Source organism: Pseudomonas sp. HD6422 (genome assembly GCF_025377065.1).
Taxonomy (GTDB): Bacteria; Pseudomonadota; Gammaproteobacteria; order Pseudomonadales; family Pseudomonadaceae; genus Aquipseudomonas; species Aquipseudomonas putida_U.
Map to the genome: position 1 here is coordinate 1 of NZ_JAHWIW010000003.1, position 16,837 is coordinate 16,837.

General features: G+C 60.4%; 20 protein-coding genes. 8 read left to right on the forward strand and 12 right to left on the reverse strand.

All coding sequences use genetic code 11. The features are described 5' to 3' along the window. Positions 1-184 precede the first annotated feature (184 nt). The 3 genes from KY379_RS02275 to KY379_RS02285 are packed head-to-tail and all read left to right on the forward strand — an operon-like array spanning position 185 to position 3,834. Positions 185-424 carry a ribbon-helix-helix domain-containing protein gene (locus tag KY379_RS02275; protein ID WP_004574517.1) on the forward strand — a complete coding sequence of 80 codons (240 nt, stop codon included), beginning with the start codon at positions 185-187 and terminating at the stop codon, positions 422-424. Then, positions 424-834: a putative toxin-antitoxin system toxin component, PIN family gene (locus KY379_RS02280; protein ID WP_004574518.1), complete on the forward strand. Its 411-nt coding sequence runs from the start codon at positions 424-426 to the stop codon at positions 832-834. Before KY379_RS02275 ends, KY379_RS02280 begins: the two co-directional genes overlap by 1 nt. 3 nt (positions 835-837) lie before the next feature. Further along, a complete protein-coding gene (locus tag KY379_RS02285) occupies positions 838-3,834 on the forward strand; it encodes a Tn3 family transposase (RefSeq protein ID WP_004574519.1) in 2,997 nt (998 codons plus the stop codon). A 137-nt stretch (positions 3,835-3,971) separates the two neighbouring features. Here the strand turns inward: KY379_RS02285 and KY379_RS02290 are convergent, their stop codons facing one another. The 8 genes from KY379_RS02290 to merT all read right to left on the reverse strand — a co-directional run bounded on the left by KY379_RS02290 (position 3,972) and on the right by merT (position 8,117). Continuing rightward, positions 3,972-4,184: a DUF3330 domain-containing protein gene (locus tag KY379_RS02290; protein ID WP_004574520.1), complete on the reverse strand. Its 213-nt coding sequence runs from the start codon at positions 4,182-4,184 to the stop codon at positions 3,972-3,974. Positions 4,185-4,307: 123 nt separating this feature from the next. Beyond that, positions 4,308-4,544 (reverse strand): broad-spectrum mercury transporter MerE, encoded by a 237-nt coding sequence (gene merE, locus KY379_RS02295; RefSeq protein WP_004574521.1) that lies wholly within the window; start codon positions 4,542-4,544, stop codon positions 4,308-4,310. Continuing rightward, a complete protein-coding gene (gene merD / locus KY379_RS02300) occupies positions 4,537-4,899 on the reverse strand; it encodes a mercuric resistance transcriptional repressor MerD (RefSeq protein ID WP_004574522.1) in 363 nt (120 codons plus the stop codon). The genes merE and merD overlap by 8 nt, the downstream gene beginning before the upstream one ends. Further along, positions 4,899-5,315: a hypothetical protein gene (locus KY379_RS02305; RefSeq protein ID WP_004574523.1), complete on the reverse strand. Its 417-nt coding sequence runs from the start codon at positions 5,313-5,315 to the stop codon at positions 4,899-4,901. Before KY379_RS02305 ends, merD begins: the two co-directional genes overlap by 1 nt. 20 nt (positions 5,316-5,335) lie before the next feature. Next, positions 5,336-7,018, reverse strand: coding sequence for a mercury(II) reductase (gene merA / locus KY379_RS02310; protein WP_004574524.1), 1,683 nt, complete (start codon positions 7,016-7,018; stop codon positions 5,336-5,338). Positions 7,019-7,030: 12 nt separating this feature from the next. Next, positions 7,031-7,462, reverse strand: coding sequence for an organomercurial transporter MerC (gene merC / locus KY379_RS02315; protein WP_004574525.1), 432 nt, complete (start codon positions 7,460-7,462; stop codon positions 7,031-7,033). A 12-nt stretch (positions 7,463-7,474) separates the two neighbouring features. Beyond that, positions 7,475-7,753, reverse strand: a complete 279-nt coding sequence (gene merP / locus KY379_RS02320) for a mercury resistance system periplasmic binding protein MerP (RefSeq protein ID WP_004574526.1) — start codon at positions 7,751-7,753, stop codon at positions 7,475-7,477. Between the two features lie 13 nt (positions 7,754-7,766). After that, a complete protein-coding gene (merT, locus tag KY379_RS02325) occupies positions 7,767-8,117 on the reverse strand; it encodes a mercuric ion transporter MerT (RefSeq protein ID WP_004574527.1) in 351 nt (116 codons plus the stop codon). A 71-nt stretch (positions 8,118-8,188) separates the two neighbouring features. Here merT and merR point away from each other — a divergent pair, with 71 nt between their 5' ends. Continuing rightward, positions 8,189-8,608, forward strand: a complete 420-nt coding sequence (merR, locus tag KY379_RS02330; protein ID WP_004574528.1) for an Hg(II)-responsive transcriptional regulator — start codon at positions 8,189-8,191, stop codon at positions 8,606-8,608. A gap of 152 nt (positions 8,609-8,760) precedes the next feature. Here the strand turns inward: merR and KY379_RS02335 are convergent, their stop codons facing one another. Next, positions 8,761-8,979, reverse strand: coding sequence for a co-regulatory protein PtrA N-terminal domain-containing protein (locus tag KY379_RS02335; protein ID WP_004574529.1), 219 nt, complete (start codon positions 8,977-8,979; stop codon positions 8,761-8,763). 124 nt (positions 8,980-9,103) lie between these two features. Between KY379_RS02335 and KY379_RS02340 the strand changes: the two genes are divergently transcribed. The 3 genes from KY379_RS02340 to KY379_RS02350 all read left to right on the forward strand — a co-directional run bounded on the left by KY379_RS02340 (position 9,104) and on the right by KY379_RS02350 (position 12,972). Further along, on the forward strand, positions 9,104-10,561 hold the full coding sequence (locus KY379_RS02340; protein WP_261238981.1) for a protein-disulfide reductase DsbD domain-containing protein: 1,458 nt from the start codon (positions 9,104-9,106) through the stop codon (positions 10,559-10,561). A 180-nt stretch (positions 10,562-10,741) separates the two neighbouring features. Further along, positions 10,742-12,028: a hypothetical protein gene (locus tag KY379_RS02345; protein WP_256819883.1), complete on the forward strand. Its 1,287-nt coding sequence runs from the start codon at positions 10,742-10,744 to the stop codon at positions 12,026-12,028. Beyond that, positions 12,025-12,972 carry a S1 family peptidase gene (locus KY379_RS02350; RefSeq protein ID WP_102059594.1) on the forward strand — a complete coding sequence of 316 codons (948 nt, stop codon included), beginning with the start codon at positions 12,025-12,027 and terminating at the stop codon, positions 12,970-12,972. The genes KY379_RS02345 and KY379_RS02350 overlap by 4 nt, the downstream gene beginning before the upstream one ends. A gap of 108 nt (positions 12,973-13,080) precedes the next feature. Here KY379_RS02350 and KY379_RS02355 read toward each other — a convergent pair whose 3' ends face one another. The 3 genes from KY379_RS02355 to KY379_RS02365 form a co-directional block, all read right to left on the reverse strand. Continuing rightward, positions 13,081-13,482 carry a hypothetical protein gene (locus KY379_RS02355; RefSeq protein ID WP_145994190.1) on the reverse strand — a complete coding sequence of 134 codons (402 nt, stop codon included), beginning with the start codon at positions 13,480-13,482 and terminating at the stop codon, positions 13,081-13,083. Between the two features lie 555 nt (positions 13,483-14,037). Continuing rightward, positions 14,038-14,340: a hypothetical protein gene (locus tag KY379_RS02360; RefSeq protein ID WP_102059596.1), complete on the reverse strand. Its 303-nt coding sequence runs from the start codon at positions 14,338-14,340 to the stop codon at positions 14,038-14,040. Between the two features lie 177 nt (positions 14,341-14,517). Then, positions 14,518-15,609: a site-specific integrase gene (locus tag KY379_RS02365; RefSeq protein WP_102059597.1), complete on the reverse strand. Its 1,092-nt coding sequence runs from the start codon at positions 15,607-15,609 to the stop codon at positions 14,518-14,520. 88 nt (positions 15,610-15,697) lie between these two features. On the opposite strand from KY379_RS02365, the gene KY379_RS02370 reads away from it, so the two are divergent. Next, positions 15,698-16,699 (forward strand): DNA-binding protein, encoded by a 1,002-nt coding sequence (locus KY379_RS02370; protein ID WP_261238980.1) that lies wholly within the window; start codon positions 15,698-15,700, stop codon positions 16,697-16,699. Positions 16,700-16,837: the final 138 nt, after the last annotated feature.

Consider the following 16,837-nt stretch of genomic DNA (forward strand, 5'->3'; position numbering starts at 1 on the left):
ATTGAACTGTCAGGAGCTGGCTGCACAACAGCCATTACGCCCAATCAACTGGTGCAGTCGTCTTCTGAAAATGACACGATTCCTGTCCACTTAAAGTTCGGCAAAACGAAGGTTTTTTTGAACCATTGCATAGCCCTTTGTGATTGGCGTATAAACACACAAACACCTACTAGCGGGGAACGCCATGAATACGATTCGCTGGAATGTCGCCGTCTCGGCCGACACCGACCAGTCGCTTCGGATGTTTCTGGCCAGCCAGGGCGGTGGCCGGAAAGGCGACCTGTCGCGCTTCATTGAAGAGGCGGTGCGGGCCCACATCCTGGAACTGACGGCCGAACAGGCCAAGGCCGCTAATGCCCATCTGAGCGAGGCAGAGCTGACCGAAGCGGTTGACGAAGCGCTCGACTGGGCACGTAAGCGCTGATGCGGGTCGTGTTGGATACCAACATCCTGTTCAGCGCACTGATCTCGCCGCATGGCGCGCCCGATGCGATCTACCGTGCCTGGCGGGCGGCGCGTTTCGAGGTAGTGACCTCGCGGATGCAGCTCGATGAAATCCGCCGAGCCAGCCGCTACCCCAAGCTCCAGGCCATCCTTCAGCCCGCCAAAGTGGGAGCCATGATCAATAACCTGCAACGGGCTGTGGTACTGGAGCGTCTGACCATCGAGGTCGAAGCCGATGATCCGGATGACTCGTTTCTGCTGGCCATGGCCCTGGCAGGCGATGCGGACTACCTGGTGACCGGTGATCGCCGCGCCGGCCTGCTGCAACGCGGGCACATCGAACGCACGCGGATTGTCACGCCCGCCGTGTTCTGCGCCGAGGTGCTGTGATCGATGCCGGTCGGTTTTCTGACCCAGGAGCAACGCGACGGTTTTGGCCGCTATGTCGATGCCCCCAGTCGTGAGGAGCTGGAACGCTACTTCCACCTGAGCGACGACGACCACAAAATCCTCCTACCGCTGCGCGGCGAGCACAACCGCCTTGGCTACGCCACCCAACTGACCAGCATCCGCTACCTGGGCACTTTTCCCGACGACTTTTCAGCCGTCCCCCAAGAGGTGCTGCAAGCGCTCAGTCGCCAGTTAGGCATTACCGATCCAACTTGTATCCTGGCCTATGCCGAAACCCGCCAACGTCAACGTCATGCCGCCGAGATTCAGGAGCGTTACGGCTATCGGGTGTTTGCTGATTCCAGCGTCGGCTTTCGACTTGCCCGCTGGCTGTATGCGCTCTGTTGGACAGGGACAGATCGTCCTGGCGAGTTGTTCAATCGGGCGACGACCTGGTTGCTGACGCACAAGGTTTTACTGCCCGGCGTCACCGTTCTGGAACGGTTCATCGCCCAACTGCGCAGCCGGGTCGAAGAACGCCTCTGGCTAACCCTTGGCCGCAGTGTGAGCGAGGCGCAACGGCAGCAGCTACAGGACTTGCTGCTGGTCGCCGAAGGCAACCGCAGTTCCCGGCTGGATCAACTGCGCTCCGGCCCGGTGATGGTCAGTGGCCCCGCACTGATTCGGGCGCTGCGCCGGCTTGATGACGTGCGCGGCATCGGCATCGCCTTGCCAGCGGCGGCGCACATCCCGCCCAGCCGTATCGCGGCCCTGGCTCGCTTCGCCAACACCGCCAAGGTCACGGCGATCAACCGGCTGCCGGCGTCGCGGCGGATGGCGACACTGGTGGCGTTCGCCCTGTGCCTGGAGGCCACCGCGCACGACGACGCCCTGGAGGTCCTGGAAGCGCTGTTACGCGACCTGTTCAGCAACGCGGAGAAGGCCGACAAGAAAGCCCGCATGCGCAGCCTGAAAGACCTGGATCGCTCGGCGGCGACGCTCGCCGCCGCGTGCAAGGTCGTGCTGGACAGCTCAATCAGCGATGACAACGTGCGCGCCCGGCTGTTCAACGACCTGCCGAGGGCCTCGCTGGAGAAAGCCCTGGAAGATGTCAATGCGCTGATCCGCCCGGTTGACGATGTGTATTTTCTCGCCCTGGAGGCGCGCTACCGCAGTGTGCGCCGTTTCCTGCCCGACCTGCTCAAGCACATCCGCTTCGGCTTCAGCCCGGCCGGCAAAGGCGTGGTCGCCGGCCTGGATTGGTTGCAGCTGAACCTGCCCCGCCGGAAACCGGAGGATGACGCGCCGCAGGAGATCGTGGCCAAGGCTTGGCAGAAGCACATTACCCGCGAGGATGGCTCCCTCGACATGGGCGCCTATGTGTTCTGCACGCTCGATGCGCTGCGCACGGCCCTGCGCCGGCGCGACGTGTTCGTCTCGCCCAGTTGGCGCTATGCCGACCCGCGTCTCGGCCTGCTCGACGGTGCCGAATGGCTGGCGGCGCGGCCGATCATCTGCCGCTCGCTGGGCCTGACCATTGACGCCGGCACCACCTTGGATGCGCTGAGCGCCGAGTTGGATGCGACCTGGCAGGCGGTCGCGGCCCGCCTACCCGACAACCCCGCGATCCAGCTGAGCGAGAACGCCGAGGGCAAGACCGAGCTCTCGCTCGGCACACTGGACAAGCTGGAGGAGCCGAACTCGCTGCTGCAACTGCGAGCAGCCGTGGCTGATCTGATGCCGCGTGTCGATCTGCCGGAAATCCTCTTGGAAATCGCCGCTCGCACCGGCTTCGCCGAGGCCTTCACCCATGTGTCCGAGCGCAATGCGCGGGCCGACAACCTGGTCACCAGCCTCTGCGCGGTGCTGCTGGGTGGGGCCTGCAACACCGGCCTGGAGCCGCTGATCCGCACCGACAATCAGGCGCTACGCCGCGACCGGCTGTCCTGGGTCAGCCAGAACTATATCCGTGACGACACGCTGTCAGTGGCAAACGCCATTCTGGTGGGGGCGCAGAGCCAACTGGAGCTGGCCCAGGTCTGGGGCGGCGGCGAGGTCGCCTCCGCCGATGGCATGCGCTTCGTGGTACCGGTGCGCACCGTGCATGCTGGCCCCAACCCGAAGTATTTCGGCACCGGCCGGGGCGTCACCTGGTACAACTTGATTTCCGATCAGTTCTCCGGCCTCAACGCCATCACCGTGCCCGGCACCCTGCGCGACAGCCTGGTGCTGCTGGCCGTGGTGCTGGAACAGCAGACCGAGTTGCAGCCGACGCAGATCATGACCGACACCGGGGCCTACAGCGATGTGGTGTTTGGGCTGTTCCGCCTGCTCGGCTACCACTTCAGCCCGCGCCTGGCCGACGTCGGCGGTACCCGTTTCTGGCGCACGCGCCCGGAGGCGGATTACGGCAAACTCAACGGCCTGGCCCGGCAGTCGGTCAAGCTCGATCTGATCGCCGAGCACTGGGACGACCTGCTACGCCTGGCCGGCTCGCTCAAGCTCGGCCGAGTGCCGGCCACCGGCATCATGCGCACCCTGCAAACAGGGGATCGTCCCACCCGCCTGGCCCAGGCGCTGGCTGAGTTCGGTCGCATCGAGAAGACCTTGCACACCCTGACCTACATCGACGACGAGTCCAAGCGCCGCGCCACCCTGACCCAGCTGAACCGGGGCGAAGGCCGCCACAGCCTGGCCCGCGCCGTGTTCCACGGCAAACGCGGCGAGCTGCGCCAGCGCTACCGCGAAGGCCAGGAGGACCAGCTCGGCGCCCTCGGCCTGGTGGTGAACATCATCGTGCTGTGGAACACCCTCTACATGACGGCGGCCGTAGAACGGCTCAGGCAGCACGGCTACCCGGTGCTGGAGGAGGATGTCGCGCGGCTCTCGCCACTGATCCACGAGCACATCAACATGCTGGGCCGTTACTCCTTCGCGGTGCCGGAAGAGGTTACCCGCGGCGAACTGCGGCCGCTGCGCAATCCGGACGACGACCAGTAGGTGTAACGGCCTGGGTTCGAAATCGGCCGGGCACCGCACTCGATGCCACTTCCAGCTCAGACGGATTGCGACTGACGGAGTCCTCGGGCTCACGCTTTCTGCGACCAGCAAGAGCCACTTTTCCGGTGCAGCGCGAATTAGCCGTCCTGACGGGTACTGACCTTTTGTGTGCAGGGGTGATCAGGCTCGGATGCCGCCCTCTTATCTGCTCGCGACATGAAACGCTGATAGCACTCCAGGCCACAGAAGTGCACGACATACTCGGAACCTTCCGGCGTCAGTGCGGCGTCAAGGGGAATGTCCTTGCAGCATTCGCAGCAGCTGATGGTGGAGGTGTTGTTTGTGTTCATGATGGGGGTTCCTCCATCGTCCAAGAAAACCTAGCAACGCTTTCCCCCCGTGACTGAGCGCCGATCGACCTGCAGCCTCCCTGCCCAACTCGGCAGTGGTGGTCGCGCCGTGCTCCGAGCGGGTCACGGTCGCTTCCGAAAGGCCTGCAATGCCGCTCGCAGGAAGAGGATGAAGAAAACCGCCAGCACGAGCGTCGCGAGGCTCCACTGCTCGCTGACGAACGCGCCGGCCGCTGTCCCCGAAAGCAGCAATGCCAGCACCGGCAGATGGCAAGGGCAGGTGAGCGCGGCGAGCACGCCCCAGGTGTAAGCACGCCAGCGGAAGACCTTGCTTGACTCAACGTGATCGGCGTTACGCATAGGCAGAACCTTCGCCGGCGCAATGAGTCAGCCCGGCCAGCTGGGTTGCCACTGCGGCTAAGGCCGCCTGCCGTGCCGTGACTAGCCGGAGCAGGCACTCGACGCAGCCGATCAAGTCGGCGCCATCGTCCGCATCGAGCGCCCGGCAGAGCCGTGCCAATTCGTCGAGCCCGATACCAGACTCGAAGGCGGCGCGCACGAAGCGCAGACGCGCCAGGGACCGCTCATCGAAAATGCCGTAACCGCTCTCCGTGCGCCGCGCGGGGTGCAGCAAGCCACGCAGCACATAGTCGCGCACCACATGCACGCTGACGCCCGCGTCCTCGGCCAGTCTGGATATGGTGTAGGCATTCATCACCGACACTCCCGGTCTTCCCCGCAAACTAGGGCGCTCAGATATTTCCTTCCGGCTAGGCGTTCAGGTAGCCAGATGAGCAATGGCGTAACCCCTAGTGCCAGGAGCAACCACAGCCGGGAGTGATACTCGCCGTTTGGGGCAAACCCATAAGCCAGCAGCGCACCCAGCGCGAGCATCAGGAAATACGGCCCGGTGATGTAGCAGTGAAGGCGGCGACAGCGCGCGGCGTTGACCAGGCAGGCGCCGCCCATCACGAGTAGCGCGGCGCTCGCTGCCAGGAACAACGCAGGGCGTCGATCCGCCAGAACAAGCGCTATGGTCGCCACGACGGCAGGCAGCCCCCATAAGCTGATTACCTGCCAGGTCTTGCGCAGGCTGTCGCGACTGCCGAGATCGCTTGCCGTGTCGTTCATGCTTCAACCTCGCGCGCTCATTACCCGGCGCAGCAGGACAGCTGCTTGACGTCCTTGGCGAAGGTTTGCGCCGCGAGCTTCAGCCCCTCGACCATCGTCAGGTAGGGGAACAACTGGTCGGCCAGTTCCTGCACCGTCATCCGCGCCCGGATGGCGATGGCGGCGGTCTGGATCAGTTCGCCCGCCTCCGGGGCCACCGCCTGCACGCCGATGAGCCGTCCGCTACCTTCCTCGATGACCAGCTTGATGAAACCCCGCGTGTCGAAGTTGGCCAGTGCGCGTGGCACGTTATCCAGGGTCAAGGTGCGGCTGTCGGTCTCGATGCCGGCGTGGTGCGCCTCCGCTTCGCTGTAGCCCACGGTGGCCACCTGCGGATCGGTGAACACCACGGCCGGCATGGCGTCGAGATTGAGCTTCGCCTCGCCGCCGGTCATGTTGAGCGCCGCACGGGTGCCTGCGGCCGCCGCCACGTAGACGAACTGCGGCTGGTCGGTACAGTCGCCGGCCGCATAGATATCCGGGGCACTGGTGCGCATGCCCGAGTCGATCTGGATGGCACCGCGTTCGTCCAGCTTCACGCCGGCGCCTTGCAGATTCATGCCTTGGGTGTTGGGCGTGCGGCCGGTGGCGACGAGTAGTCGGTCGGCATGCAGCTCGCCATGATTGGTGCTCAGGATGAACTCGCCGTCGACGTGGGACACCTGGCTGGCTTGCGTGTGTTCCAGCACTTCGATGCCCTCCATACGGAAGGCTGCCGTCAGCGCTTCACCGATGGCCGGATCTTCGCGGAAGAACAACGTGCTGCGTGCCAGGACCGTGACCTTGCTGCCCAGCCGGGCAAAGGCCTGCGCCAGTTCCACCGCCACCACCGAGGAGCCGATCACGGCGAGCCGCTTAGGAATGGTGTCGCTCGCCAGCGCCTCGTCCGAGGTCCAGTACGGGGTGTCCTTGAGTCCGGGAATCGGTAGAACGGCCGGGCTCGCGCCGGTGGCGATCAGGCAGCGGTCGAAGGCGACGATGCGCTCGCCGCCCTCGGCCAGTTCCACGCTGAGCGTGCGGCCGTCCTGGAAACGGGCGGTGCCGCGTACCAGGGTGATCGCCGGCGTGCTCTCCAGAATGCCTTCGTACTTGGCGTGGCGCAGTTCGTCGACACGACCCTGTTGCTGGGCGAGCAACCGCTCGCGCAGGACGGTCAGGCTCGTGGTGGACAGTCCGGCGTCGAACGGGCTCTCGCGCCGCAGATGGGCCACATGCGCGGCGCGAATCATGATCTTGGAGGGCACGCAGCCAACGTTGACGCAGGTGCCGCCGATGATGCCGCGCTCGATCAGGGTGACGCGCGCACCGCCTTCCACCGCCTTGAGCGCGGCCGCCATGGCGGCGCCACCGCTGCCGATGACCGCCACGTGGAGCCTGTCGCCATCTTTCCCGGCGCCAATGCTGCCGCTCAACCAGCCCCGCGCCTTGTCGAGCAGGCCTGAGCGGGTAGGTGCCGTGGCGTCTTCGAACGCCGCTCGATACCCCAGGGCCTCGACGGCGGCCTGCATCTGTTCACGGCTTACGCCCTCGTCGACCTTCAGTTCGGCCTTCCCGCTGGCGTAGGAAACATCCGCCCGATGCACGCCGGGGATCTTCTCCAAGGCCTCTTTCACATGCTCGACACAGGAGGCGCAGGTCATGCCGACGATTTGTAGTTTGGTCATAGTGTTATTCCTTCATTTTGGCGGAGTCGGACAGGACGTCGGGGAGCAACGGCGGTGGGCGGGCGACACGAGATCCCAGATGGACACCCCAAACATGAGGGCCAGGCCGATATAGAGCAGCCAGCCGCTCCGCCAGCCGTGAGCCAGCATCAAATACACCGCTATCAGCACCAGGGCCGGGCCGATCAGGCCAGGCGCAGCGCGTCGCCACTGCCGGTGACTGAACCCGCCGAGGGCATTGACGAGCAGGGCCAGCCCGGCAAATAACGGCAGCAGCGTGGTGATGAACAGGCCTTCCCACTGGCTCAGAAAGCCCAGACCGATCGCGGCCCCCAGACCGGCAAGGGCGGGGAAACACGAGGCACAGCCTATGGCAGAAATCAGCACGCCAACGGACCCGGCTTTGTCACCGATCCGCGTGAACAAATTGAAAGGGTTTGCCATCGGAATGCCCGCCTACTGCTTGACGCTGGACGGGTAGCCGGCGTCCTCGGTCGCCTTAGTCAGCGCCTGGACATTGGTCTTGGCATCATCGAAGGTGACGATGGCCTCGCGGTTCTCATAGCTCACCTCGGCCTTGGTCACGCCCTCGACCTTGGTCAGCGCCTTCTTCACCGTGATCGGGCAAGCGGCGCAGGTCATGCCCGGCACCGCCAGAGTGACGGTCTGCGTGGCCGCCCAGGCAGGTGCGGCGACTAGGGTGGCGAGGGCGAAGGATGCAAGCAGTTTTTTCATGGCGGACTCCTGATCAGTAGAACAAGGGAAGGATGTAGGGGAAGCCGAGCGCGACCAGCACCAAGGCCGTTACCAGCCCGAACAGCAGCTTGTAGGTGGTGCGTACCTGGGGCACGGCGCAGACCTCACCCGGTTTGCAGACTTGAGCCGGGCGGAAAATGCGTCGCCAGGCGAAGAACAGCGCGACTAACGCCGCACCGATGAAGAGCGGGCGGTAAGGTTCCAGCACGGTCAGGTTGCCGATCCAGGCCCCGCTGAATCCCAGTGCGATCAGAACCAGCGGCCCAAGACAGCAAGTCGAGGCGAGAATCGCCGCAAGCCCCCCGGCGACAAGAGGGGCGCGCCCGTTTGATGGTTCAGACATGCATTTCTCCTTTCGAGCATGTGAGCGATGGTTTAAGGTTACTTCCGTAGTCAAGTACGGAGTCAAGCAGTATGGAAAACACTGTGGAAAGCCTGACCATCGGCGCCTTCGCCAAGGCGGCCGGGGTCAACGTGGAAACCATCCGGTTCTATCAACGCAAGGGGCTGTTGCCCGAACCGGACAAGCCCTACGGCAGCATTCGCCGCTACGGCGAGGCGGACGTGGCCCGGGTGAAATTCGTCAAATCCGCGCAACGACTGGGCTTCAGCCTCGATGAGGTGGCCGGGCTGTTGCGATTGGATGACGGCGCTCACTGCGACGAAGCGCGCGTGCTCGCCGAGCAGAAGCTCGAGGATGTGCGGGGGAAACTCGCGGATCTGCGGCGGATCGAGTCGGTGTTGGCGCGGCTGGTTCACGATTGTTGTGCGAGCCACGGGACGGTTTCCTGTCCGCTGATCGTTTCGCTGCAGGGGGAAAAGGAACTGCGCTGACTCCGCGCGTTAACCGAGGATTTCCCGATGCGTGAGGCACCTCCGGGGTCGGCTTGCGCTTGGCAAAACAGCGGCGCTCATTGAGCGCCGCTGAATGGCCAAAGGAGCACTTGCATAGGCCACAGGTTAGTACTGCATCAGCAGCTCATGTTCTACTTTGCAGGCGGACAGCCGGGCTGCGCCTCGACCCGGCCAGCCGCCGTGGCCCCCAGTTGCTCAATCTTCTTGGCGGTTTCCGCCACCAAGGCCGCCTCAGCCTTGTCGCGCATAGCGGCGATTCGCTCGATTGAACGGTCGCTCCCGCTCTCGGCCCATACGGTGGATGACAGCAGAGTCGCACCAACTATCAGCAGTAGTCTTAGGTATTTCATAACAGCCTCCTCTCGGGTTTTCTACCCACGAGTCGACTCTATCTCCGTAGTTAAGTACGGAATCAAGGAGAGATGGAGATGAAGGTCCTGGATTATGGCGCTGAGAGGAAATGGCAGGGCTTAAGTGCACTTTCTGTTCCGTTGCTCCCCAAACCCCAAGACTGATCCCTATTTCGGTAACGTGCTGGTCTACCACGGAGCTGTATCAGCGCGTGTACCGGTCGAGAACCATGGTGCAGGGGGATTTACCGTCCGGGTTGGCTTCCAAGGTTGTGCGGAGAAAGGCCTTTGTTATCCGCCTGACTACAAGGAAATTCAAATTGCCAACGGCGCCGGCAGTGCGGCATCCGCTGAATGGAGTTGGTGGCGAGTTTTGATGGCGTTAGCGTCAGGACTGGGGTTAGTACTCACACCATGGGCCCTCGCTGCGGCACCTATATTGAGCTTCGTGCTGCTTCGAAATGGAATGACGTTTCGTAGCAGGGTCGATCGAGGCCTGGTGTTTTCTGTTTCATTTTTGGTTGGCTACTCCATTATCAACGCCTCGATCGCATGGTTCAGCCCTGGGGTGTACATCCAGGGGGCCCTCCAGTCGCCTCCAGTACTCATTCCCTGCTCGGCGATCCTGCTTCTGCTGGGCATAACCATGTCATTGCGTGACAGCGCCACAGTCCCAGACACAGTGAACCGGTTGATCAAAGCCCTATCCAGGCTGACCCCAGCGGTTTCATCGGTTGCTCTTGCAGGGCTAACTACCATCGTAGTGACGCCGTATGTCCCTGAGTCCCTTGCCAGTTCGATGCAGTATCTCCGCGCTGGTGGTAACAAAGCGGGCGGGGTGATCGAAATCATGGCATTCGCCCTGGGCATGGTCTGCCCGGTTATCGTGATGGTTGTCGGTACCTCACAATTGACTTCCCGACCTCGAGCATGGATGCCCGGGGCCAGGCAGGTTAATGCCGTCTTGCTGGGCATCGTCGCAATTTGGATTGCCGGCCGGGTTTTGCCCGATCCGTTGACGCTCGGCCTATATGGCGTGCTGGCCGTGGGCATAGCGATTAACCTAGGGGTGTTTAACCCTCGTGCGTCATCACGAGTGACCAAAGCCTTGGCTGGGCTGACACTCGCGTACGGCGCCACAGCCTGGCTTGGGATGCTCAAGGGAGAAGCTGATCCCTTAAACCCTCTTGGGGTTTCCAAGGGGGAAGAGCTTTCGTGGAGTGTTGTCTCAACACCTGATCGTTTGGCCGCAGCAATCGCTGAATCTAGAACTGCCGGCACTCCAGCTTTAATCGACTGGTACGCAGATTGGGCAGCCAATAGCGGCTTGTCTCACCTCGCCGCGGCCTCGCAAAAAGTCCGCTCAGCAGTGAGGGATATCAAGCTCATACGAGTGGATCTCACCGGTGGTGGACTGCAAGTGCGCACGCTGCTTGAGTTGAACGGTCTGATGGGGCCGGGAGCGGTTCAGTTCATTCGCCCCGATGGCATTGAAGCTGCCGACTATCGCTTGGTCGGCGACGCGACTGAAATTCGGACTCTGAATTCAATTGAGGGGTTCTCCGGCCAGGCCAATCAATAAACAGGCCATGGCACCGCCCCCTCAGGCAGTCCTCAGCGAGGTGCCCAAAGGCTCTCGAGAAAAATGATCCACTTGAACAGCAGAATTTAACGCGCAAGCTAATCTGAGATGAGTGCTCCGGCGCTTTGACCGGGGCTTAGAACTCGGTCGGTTAAAAGTGAAGGGGTGATGACGATGAGTATGAGTCGTACATTGGCTTGCTATGCTCTAATTTCAGGGCTTGTTACGGGTTGTGCGAGCCTTCAAACCCAGAAAAAAAATGACAGCGCAGAGCCACTTAATATTTCTGGAGGAACAGCCTCTGGATTTAGGGTATTTCATGGCGAATGCCTCAACACTGACGCGGACAAGATTAGCCCTCTACTGTTGCCGCTGCTGACCAATGTTATTTCTGGTGGCATAACGGCTATTGGAACCGGGTTGAAGGCGTATGGTGAAGACTCGGATGCCAAGTTTGCCTCAAGTCTGAATTTTGACAAGGGCGAGGACGTAAGTGGGTGCCTCCATGTGGTTTATGGCAAAGTTTTCACCGATTCTGCTGATTTTCAAGATCCTTCAGTGAAGCTAGAGAATCTCTTGCCGTTGCCATGGCTGGCCATAGCGAGAGCAAATGGCGGAGACGGGGAGTCTTCGAAAGACTGGGTCGCCGCCTTACCTCAAGTCTTGGACGATGCAAAGACCAAACTAGCAAGCAGCGGGGCGATGCTAGCCGAAAAGCCACGATTCTTCGCCGAGATGAAAGTCATCCGATCTCCTGACGGCGCTAAGGTAGCCTTTCGCCTAAGGGCATTTTATTACGGGGAACGCTTGGGAAAAAGCTGGTGGCCAAGCTCAAAGGCCAAAGCAATTGTTCTAACCGTTTCAGGATTCGATGCATCCAAATCAGTTATCGAAAATCTGAAAAATGGCTATTCCGTGCTGCAATCGGACGTGCCTCTCGGCCAGGCATGGGTTAGCTCGGATCTGCTTGCTCCAAATGGCAAAGGCGACGGCCGAGACGCGTGGGATAGCCCTTGGTATACCCTGCCGCCAGACAAGTCTACACCCACTACATTGGTAGCCGGACTACTTGAGACCACTGCCGGCAGCAAGCTCCTTAGTGTATTAGGCACTGCGCTTGAAGGGTCCGCTGAAACCACGGCTAAGCAGTATGTTGAATCAATCGACCCTGCTAAACGAGCTACTGCTGAGGAGGCAGCGAGAACCGCTGAAAACACTGCGCGCACCAACGCCGCCGCCGCGGTTGTATCTGCCATATCCGATGTGAATGCAGCCCAGGCCGCCTATGACACATGTATCGCCACGCCAGATAGCAATTTTAACGCTAAGAGAGCAGCTGTAGTCGCATTCGCATCAGCCAGGGTTACAGCGGCAGCATCGGTAGCTTCCGCTGAGCCACTCTTTTCACAAATGGGTGTTCCAGTCGCTTTCTTGAATGATCCAAAGGACTGCAAGGTGCCAAAATGAAAAGGTTGAAATGGATAGTTCTCGGCGCCTTGGGGGTGATACTGACTGCCAACGGACATGAGCAGATTATGGGATGGGGGTCTGTCGACAGGGGCGCGGACATTCTGGTTAAAGGGGGCGCCGAAGCCGGCGTTAACGACTTCACTGAAACTGTTGTGGTGGAATTCGTAAGCGAATCAGAACAGGCGTACTGCACGGGCGTGCTTATCGGCAAAAATGCGGTACTGACAGCGGCGCACTGCGGATACCGTAGTTTGGTGCCTGTAAGGGTTACCGCTGCAACCAGCTTGAGCCAGGCGCTTAGCCTAGGTACGGGGGGTTACTCAAAAAAGCCTCCGACTGGTACCCCGGTAGTCCAATCGGCTGCCGTTGCTTCTTTTGCGGTGATGGATGAAAGCGCAGTGAAACAAGGTAGAAACCTTGGAGGCCGTGACTTGATGGTAATCAAGCTGAAATCTGAATTCGTCTCTCCTGCTAATCCTATTGCAATCTCGTCACTTAGTGGTCTCAACGACGCAAGGTATGTCCGATTCGTCGGATTCGGTGATGACGGCCAAGCAAACCGTGGCCGCAAACTGTTCGCCGACGTGCCAATTGCTTCTGCAAGGTGCACCCCATCCCCAGTACCCGGGGCCGCGAGTTGTAGAGCTGGCCGCGAACTGTTTGCAAAAGATCCTCAAGGTGAATTCGATGCCTGCCCAGGTGACAGTGGCGGCCCAGTGTATGTGAGGAGCCAGTACGGCCAGTACCGCTTAGTTGGGATCGCTTCACGAGGGTCAGGCCTCTCTTCACAATGCGGCGGGGGTACGATAGTGACGCTTCTCGACTCAGAACGCCTAAATTGGGTCACTTCCCAGGTAGCAGCGCAGGTCAATACACAACCGTTAAAGCCTGAACTGCCCGCTGCCAGGCCCTGCGTACCCCCTAATTGCTACCTCAAGTAGTCTTATACGTGAAGATTGCGGAATAAAAACTGCATTTGACCGACTTAGTGAAATGCCGTTTTCAGGCGCTGAGGCGAGCGCCTGCATTGCTTTAATACCCAATCATCCTCAACTCTTCAGCCGAGCAAATGCATCCTTGACGGCCTCAGTGGTGAACTTGTACTGCGCTCCGGTCTCGAGGGTTACAGTCCATGGATACTTGGGCCGGCGCGGGTGATAACTTTCGAGAGTAAAGTTACCGAAGCCCGCCGAATGTAGCTTGGCGGCCGGATCAAAGCCGTGTCTCTTGCACATCAGCTCGAACATGGCCTGCTCCGGGTTGTGCCCGCCGGGAAGGCGCACTTTAAGCTGCAGGGAGAGCTCACTCCCTGAGAAGCTGCCGCGACCAATTTCCAACTCATATCCGATGTTCAAGGCGGCCAGCGCTTTTTTCACGGCGTCTCCTGCGGCATTTGCAGAAGCAACGTTGAAGACTGGGGGAATTCCAGCAGTTGTGGCGCGGGTAGTCATGGTCAGGTCCTCTGTGAATGTGGATCCATTTCAACCGGCTTCGACGCGTGCCAGAAGCACCACGACGAAGCTATGAGGTTCCCTAGTGCCTACAGAAGGCCTGTGAGGATCGCTTCAAGAGCCAGCACGCGATCGATCACCGTGGACCACGTGTAGACCTGCTGCAGAGCTCGGCCTCAAGTGCCACGTATGCGACTTGAGTAGCGATCCGCTTGGCCGGGGGATCTAATGCAAAGTCCGGTTGCAGTCGGAGGAGTTGGACAAGCCTAACCGAGAAGGAATTAGAAGCTCGAGGTCATATCATTGAAACCCGTGAACGCATACTAAATAGTATTGATCATCGGCTGTCCGAGGAGATCGTCAATAAGGTCAGGAACCTTAGGGGAGAGGAAAATTGGCCGTGGATGCACACCCTTGGATGCACTGACGTATAGTGAATGGAAATACAGCCATTCGCCAAAATTTAAGGCTTGACTCTGCTCGAACCGCCTATGAGACGGCCGCCAATATGGTGGCGGCAATTTCAGCATCCCAAACCTTGCTAGACGGTTGATACTATAGATAAGCACTATTTATCAGGTAAAAATCAGGATCTGCCCAGGCTGCGCACATTGCCGATGACAGGCCAGTGATGTGCATCATGAACGTGATGCAATCCTCCTCACTGAAGCTCGTTCTGCTCCCAGGCTTTTTTGCATACTGCGGATAGGCAGTGCGGTCCGCTGCAGCCACCCCGGTGGGCACAACCCCATTCACACTGCCAATTAGGGTCATGTATCGCCAATGCGACTCCTCGAGCGCATGCAGTTGCATCTGCGTTGCTGCAGCAAGGGCGGTACGAAGGTCATCCAGGTTCATTGTCTCTTGCTCTACTTCACACACCCGGGGCCAATCAGGAGCCAGGGAGCTTAATCTTAGTATCAGCTGAGCGTAGAGAGGCTAATCTGATAGCGGAAAAATGCAACCCAAAGGAACGCTTCGTTTTCTAGCTGGAGAGGCCAAACGACGCGTACTAGAGCATTCGTACTCTTTCAACTATTCATCACTCTCTTCGTCGGACGGCATCAACGAGGTCGCCCGGCTATTCAGCAAAGAACCCGCCTGGAAATAGCCCATCACTGTTCCAACGCTCCGGTGCTCAGTCATTGCCATCACTTCGCCGAGCGGGACCCCTTGGCGGCCGGCTTCGGTCACGAAACCCGACCGAAGACTGTGAGCACCCCAATCCCCTTCAAGTCCTGCCAGTTTTGCGCGGCGTTTGACGATTTGGGAGACCTGTTCGCTGGCCAATCCCTCGGGGCTAACAATACCCCCGCGATACAACCGACGGAACAATGGGCCACTTTCCGCCGGTGCGACTCGAAGCCATGCACTTAATGCTTGGGCCGCAGGCCCTTTAAGGGGCTTTTCTCGCTTGACGCCACCGGTGTCGGTTTTGGTAGACCCCAAAGCATACAACCAGGTGTGGTCGTCCAATTTGCGCAGGTCCTCGACTTGCAGACCTGTTACCTCAGAGCGACGCCGGCCGCCACCACTCCAAGCCAACAGCAACAACGCACGATCTCGCACTCCACGTATCCCGTCGGTGCAGGTTGCGAGCATGGCCTGCATTGGCTCGAGCACTATTGCCGTTTTTTTTCGGACTGACACACCTTGACGCGCTTGGGCCTTACGGGCTTCACGCAGCAGTGTACGGACGGAGGAATGGTCGCAGGGATTCTCCCATGCATTTATCTGATGCCACTTGGCGAGGACGGCAAGCCGGTGGGTGACGGTATTGAACGCCAACGGGCCGAGCTTCCCTTTAGCGCCCGAAGCGACAAGCGCTGCATCCAGGTCAGCTGGCAGTAGATGAGACCAGGCACCGCTTCCGTCAGGTCGAGCTAAGTGATCCAGGATGAATTGCACTGCCGACTCTGGGGTTAGTGGACCGTCACCCAGCGCCCGGGCATAGCGCAACTGGAGCCAGGCAGACAGGTAGTTGAGGGCGCTGCGGTAGCTGCGCACGGTGTTTGCGGCCGTACCAGCAGCGATAAATGCTTCAGCCGCTGCGCGGGTTGCTTCTTCCAGTTCGTGTACGAAAAGGGCATTCGAAGGTGCAATGATTTCAGGATGTGGTATTTTCATACGTGCACCGTATTTTTTATTACGGTAAGAAAATTTAGGTCGGTATAAACAACACTTATCCATACAATACACTAGCTGAGGGCAGGGTATGGCGCCAGGAGTGCCTGAAAACGACGTGTTCGCAGCGGCGGATGCGGTATTGAGCCGTGGCGAGCGGCCGACAGTAGAGCGCGTGCGCCTGGAGCTGGGCCGCGGTAGCCCGGCCCGCGTCGGAGCTCTGCTTGATCAATGGTGGGAACAGCTGGCTGGGCGGTTGCGCGGCGAGAGCCGCTTGCCAGGCCTGCCGGCGGGAGTGGCGCAAGCTTTTGTGGCCATCTGGCAAGAGGCGACAACGATGGCCCAGGCTGTAGTAGAGCAATCAGTCGCTGGCCAGCGTGAGGTGCTGGCCAACGAGCGTGAGCAACTTGCACAGCTGGAAGCACGAGTAAGGCTCGAAGCCGCTCAGGCTAGGCAGCAGACCGCAGAGGCGGTGACTGCTCGACAGGCCGCCGAAACACGACTCAGCGATCTGAATCAGCTGCTTGAACAGCGCCTAGCTCAAATCGATGACCTTCACCAACAGCGCACCGAACTGCAAGACCTGCGGGAGGAGCTTCAGAAGCAAATCCAGGCCCTCCAAGGCGAGCTTCAAGAGACACAGGCACAAGCCGAGCAGGCGAGAGTCGCTCAAGAAACCTACGTGCGAGGGGTAGAGGAGCGCGCACACCGGGAGGTTGATAGGGCGCGCGAGGAGAGCAAGGGCCGCCTGGCCGACCTGCAGGGACTTAAGAGCCAGCATGATGACCTGCAGCGGAAACTCGAAGACGCACGCAGCGCACTGAGCGCGGCGCAACAGCAAGCTGCTATCCAGCAAACTCGTGCCGATTCCGCGATCGAGCTTGCTCAGCAGCAAACACAGGCCTTGAATGCCCAGCTACTGACAGCCCAGCAGTCGCTTGAGGTCGCCAAACAAGACGCCGCCGCAAATCTGGCCCGGGCCATCGAACAGCAGTCCCGCGCAGATACGCTTGACGCCCAATTGGGCCTCATACGCGCAGATCTAGCGCGCAAAGAGTCGGCAACCGTGCAGGCTCAGGATCCAGCGTCGTAAGCAGCTGTAGTCGTGGCGGGAGTAGCAATGACCAGCCTTACCGGGACGGGGTAAGGCTGGGCGCTGGTTTATTTGGTACAAGCCGAAACCCTCACCCTCAAATCAGGTCTGAACCGTCTACCTGTCGCCCCAGTACTG

Excerpts from the sequence above, each read along its gene's own strand:
- KY379_RS02275 (WP_004574517.1), top strand. The coding sequence starts at position 185 with ATGAATACGATTCGCTGGAATGTCGCCGTCTCGGCCGACACCGACCAG.
- KY379_RS02280 (WP_004574518.1), top strand. The coding sequence starts at position 424 with ATGCGGGTCGTGTTGGATACCAACATCCTGTTCAGCGCACTGATCTCG.
- KY379_RS02285 (WP_004574519.1), top strand. The coding sequence starts at position 838 with ATGCCGGTCGGTTTTCTGACCCAGGAGCAACGCGACGGTTTTGGCCGC.
- KY379_RS02290 (WP_004574520.1), bottom strand. The coding sequence starts at position 4,184 with ATGAACACAAACAACACCTCCACCATCAGCTGCTGCGAATGCTGCAAG.
- merE (WP_004574521.1), bottom strand. The coding sequence starts at position 4,544 with ATGCGTAACGCCGATCACGTTGAGTCAAGCAAGGTCTTCCGCTGGCGT.
- merD (WP_004574522.1), bottom strand. The coding sequence starts at position 4,899 with ATGAATGCCTACACCATATCCAGACTGGCCGAGGACGCGGGCGTCAGC.
- KY379_RS02305 (WP_004574523.1), bottom strand. The coding sequence starts at position 5,315 with ATGAACGACACGGCAAGCGATCTCGGCAGTCGCGACAGCCTGCGCAAG.
- merA (WP_004574524.1), bottom strand. The coding sequence starts at position 7,018 with ATGACCAAACTACAAATCGTCGGCATGACCTGCGCCTCCTGTGTCGAG.
- merC (WP_004574525.1), bottom strand. The coding sequence starts at position 7,462 with ATGGCAAACCCTTTCAATTTGTTCACGCGGATCGGTGACAAAGCCGGG.
- merP (WP_004574526.1), bottom strand. The coding sequence starts at position 7,753 with ATGAAAAAACTGCTTGCATCCTTCGCCCTCGCCACCCTAGTCGCCGCA.
- merT (WP_004574527.1), bottom strand. The coding sequence starts at position 8,117 with ATGTCTGAACCATCAAACGGGCGCGCCCCTCTTGTCGCCGGGGGGCTT.
- merR (WP_004574528.1), top strand. The coding sequence starts at position 8,189 with ATGGAAAACACTGTGGAAAGCCTGACCATCGGCGCCTTCGCCAAGGCG.
- KY379_RS02335 (WP_004574529.1), bottom strand. The coding sequence starts at position 8,979 with ATGAAATACCTAAGACTACTGCTGATAGTTGGTGCGACTCTGCTGTCA.
- KY379_RS02345 (WP_256819883.1), top strand. The coding sequence starts at position 10,742 with ATGAGTCGTACATTGGCTTGCTATGCTCTAATTTCAGGGCTTGTTACG.
- KY379_RS02350 (WP_102059594.1), top strand. The coding sequence starts at position 12,025 with ATGAAAAGGTTGAAATGGATAGTTCTCGGCGCCTTGGGGGTGATACTG.
- KY379_RS02355 (WP_145994190.1), bottom strand. The coding sequence starts at position 13,482 with ATGACTACCCGCGCCACAACTGCTGGAATTCCCCCAGTCTTCAACGTT.
- KY379_RS02360 (WP_102059596.1), bottom strand. The coding sequence starts at position 14,340 with ATGAACCTGGATGACCTTCGTACCGCCCTTGCTGCAGCAACGCAGATG.
- KY379_RS02365 (WP_102059597.1), bottom strand. The coding sequence starts at position 15,609 with ATGAAAATACCACATCCTGAAATCATTGCACCTTCGAATGCCCTTTTC.
- KY379_RS02370 (WP_261238980.1), top strand. The coding sequence starts at position 15,698 with ATGGCGCCAGGAGTGCCTGAAAACGACGTGTTCGCAGCGGCGGATGCG.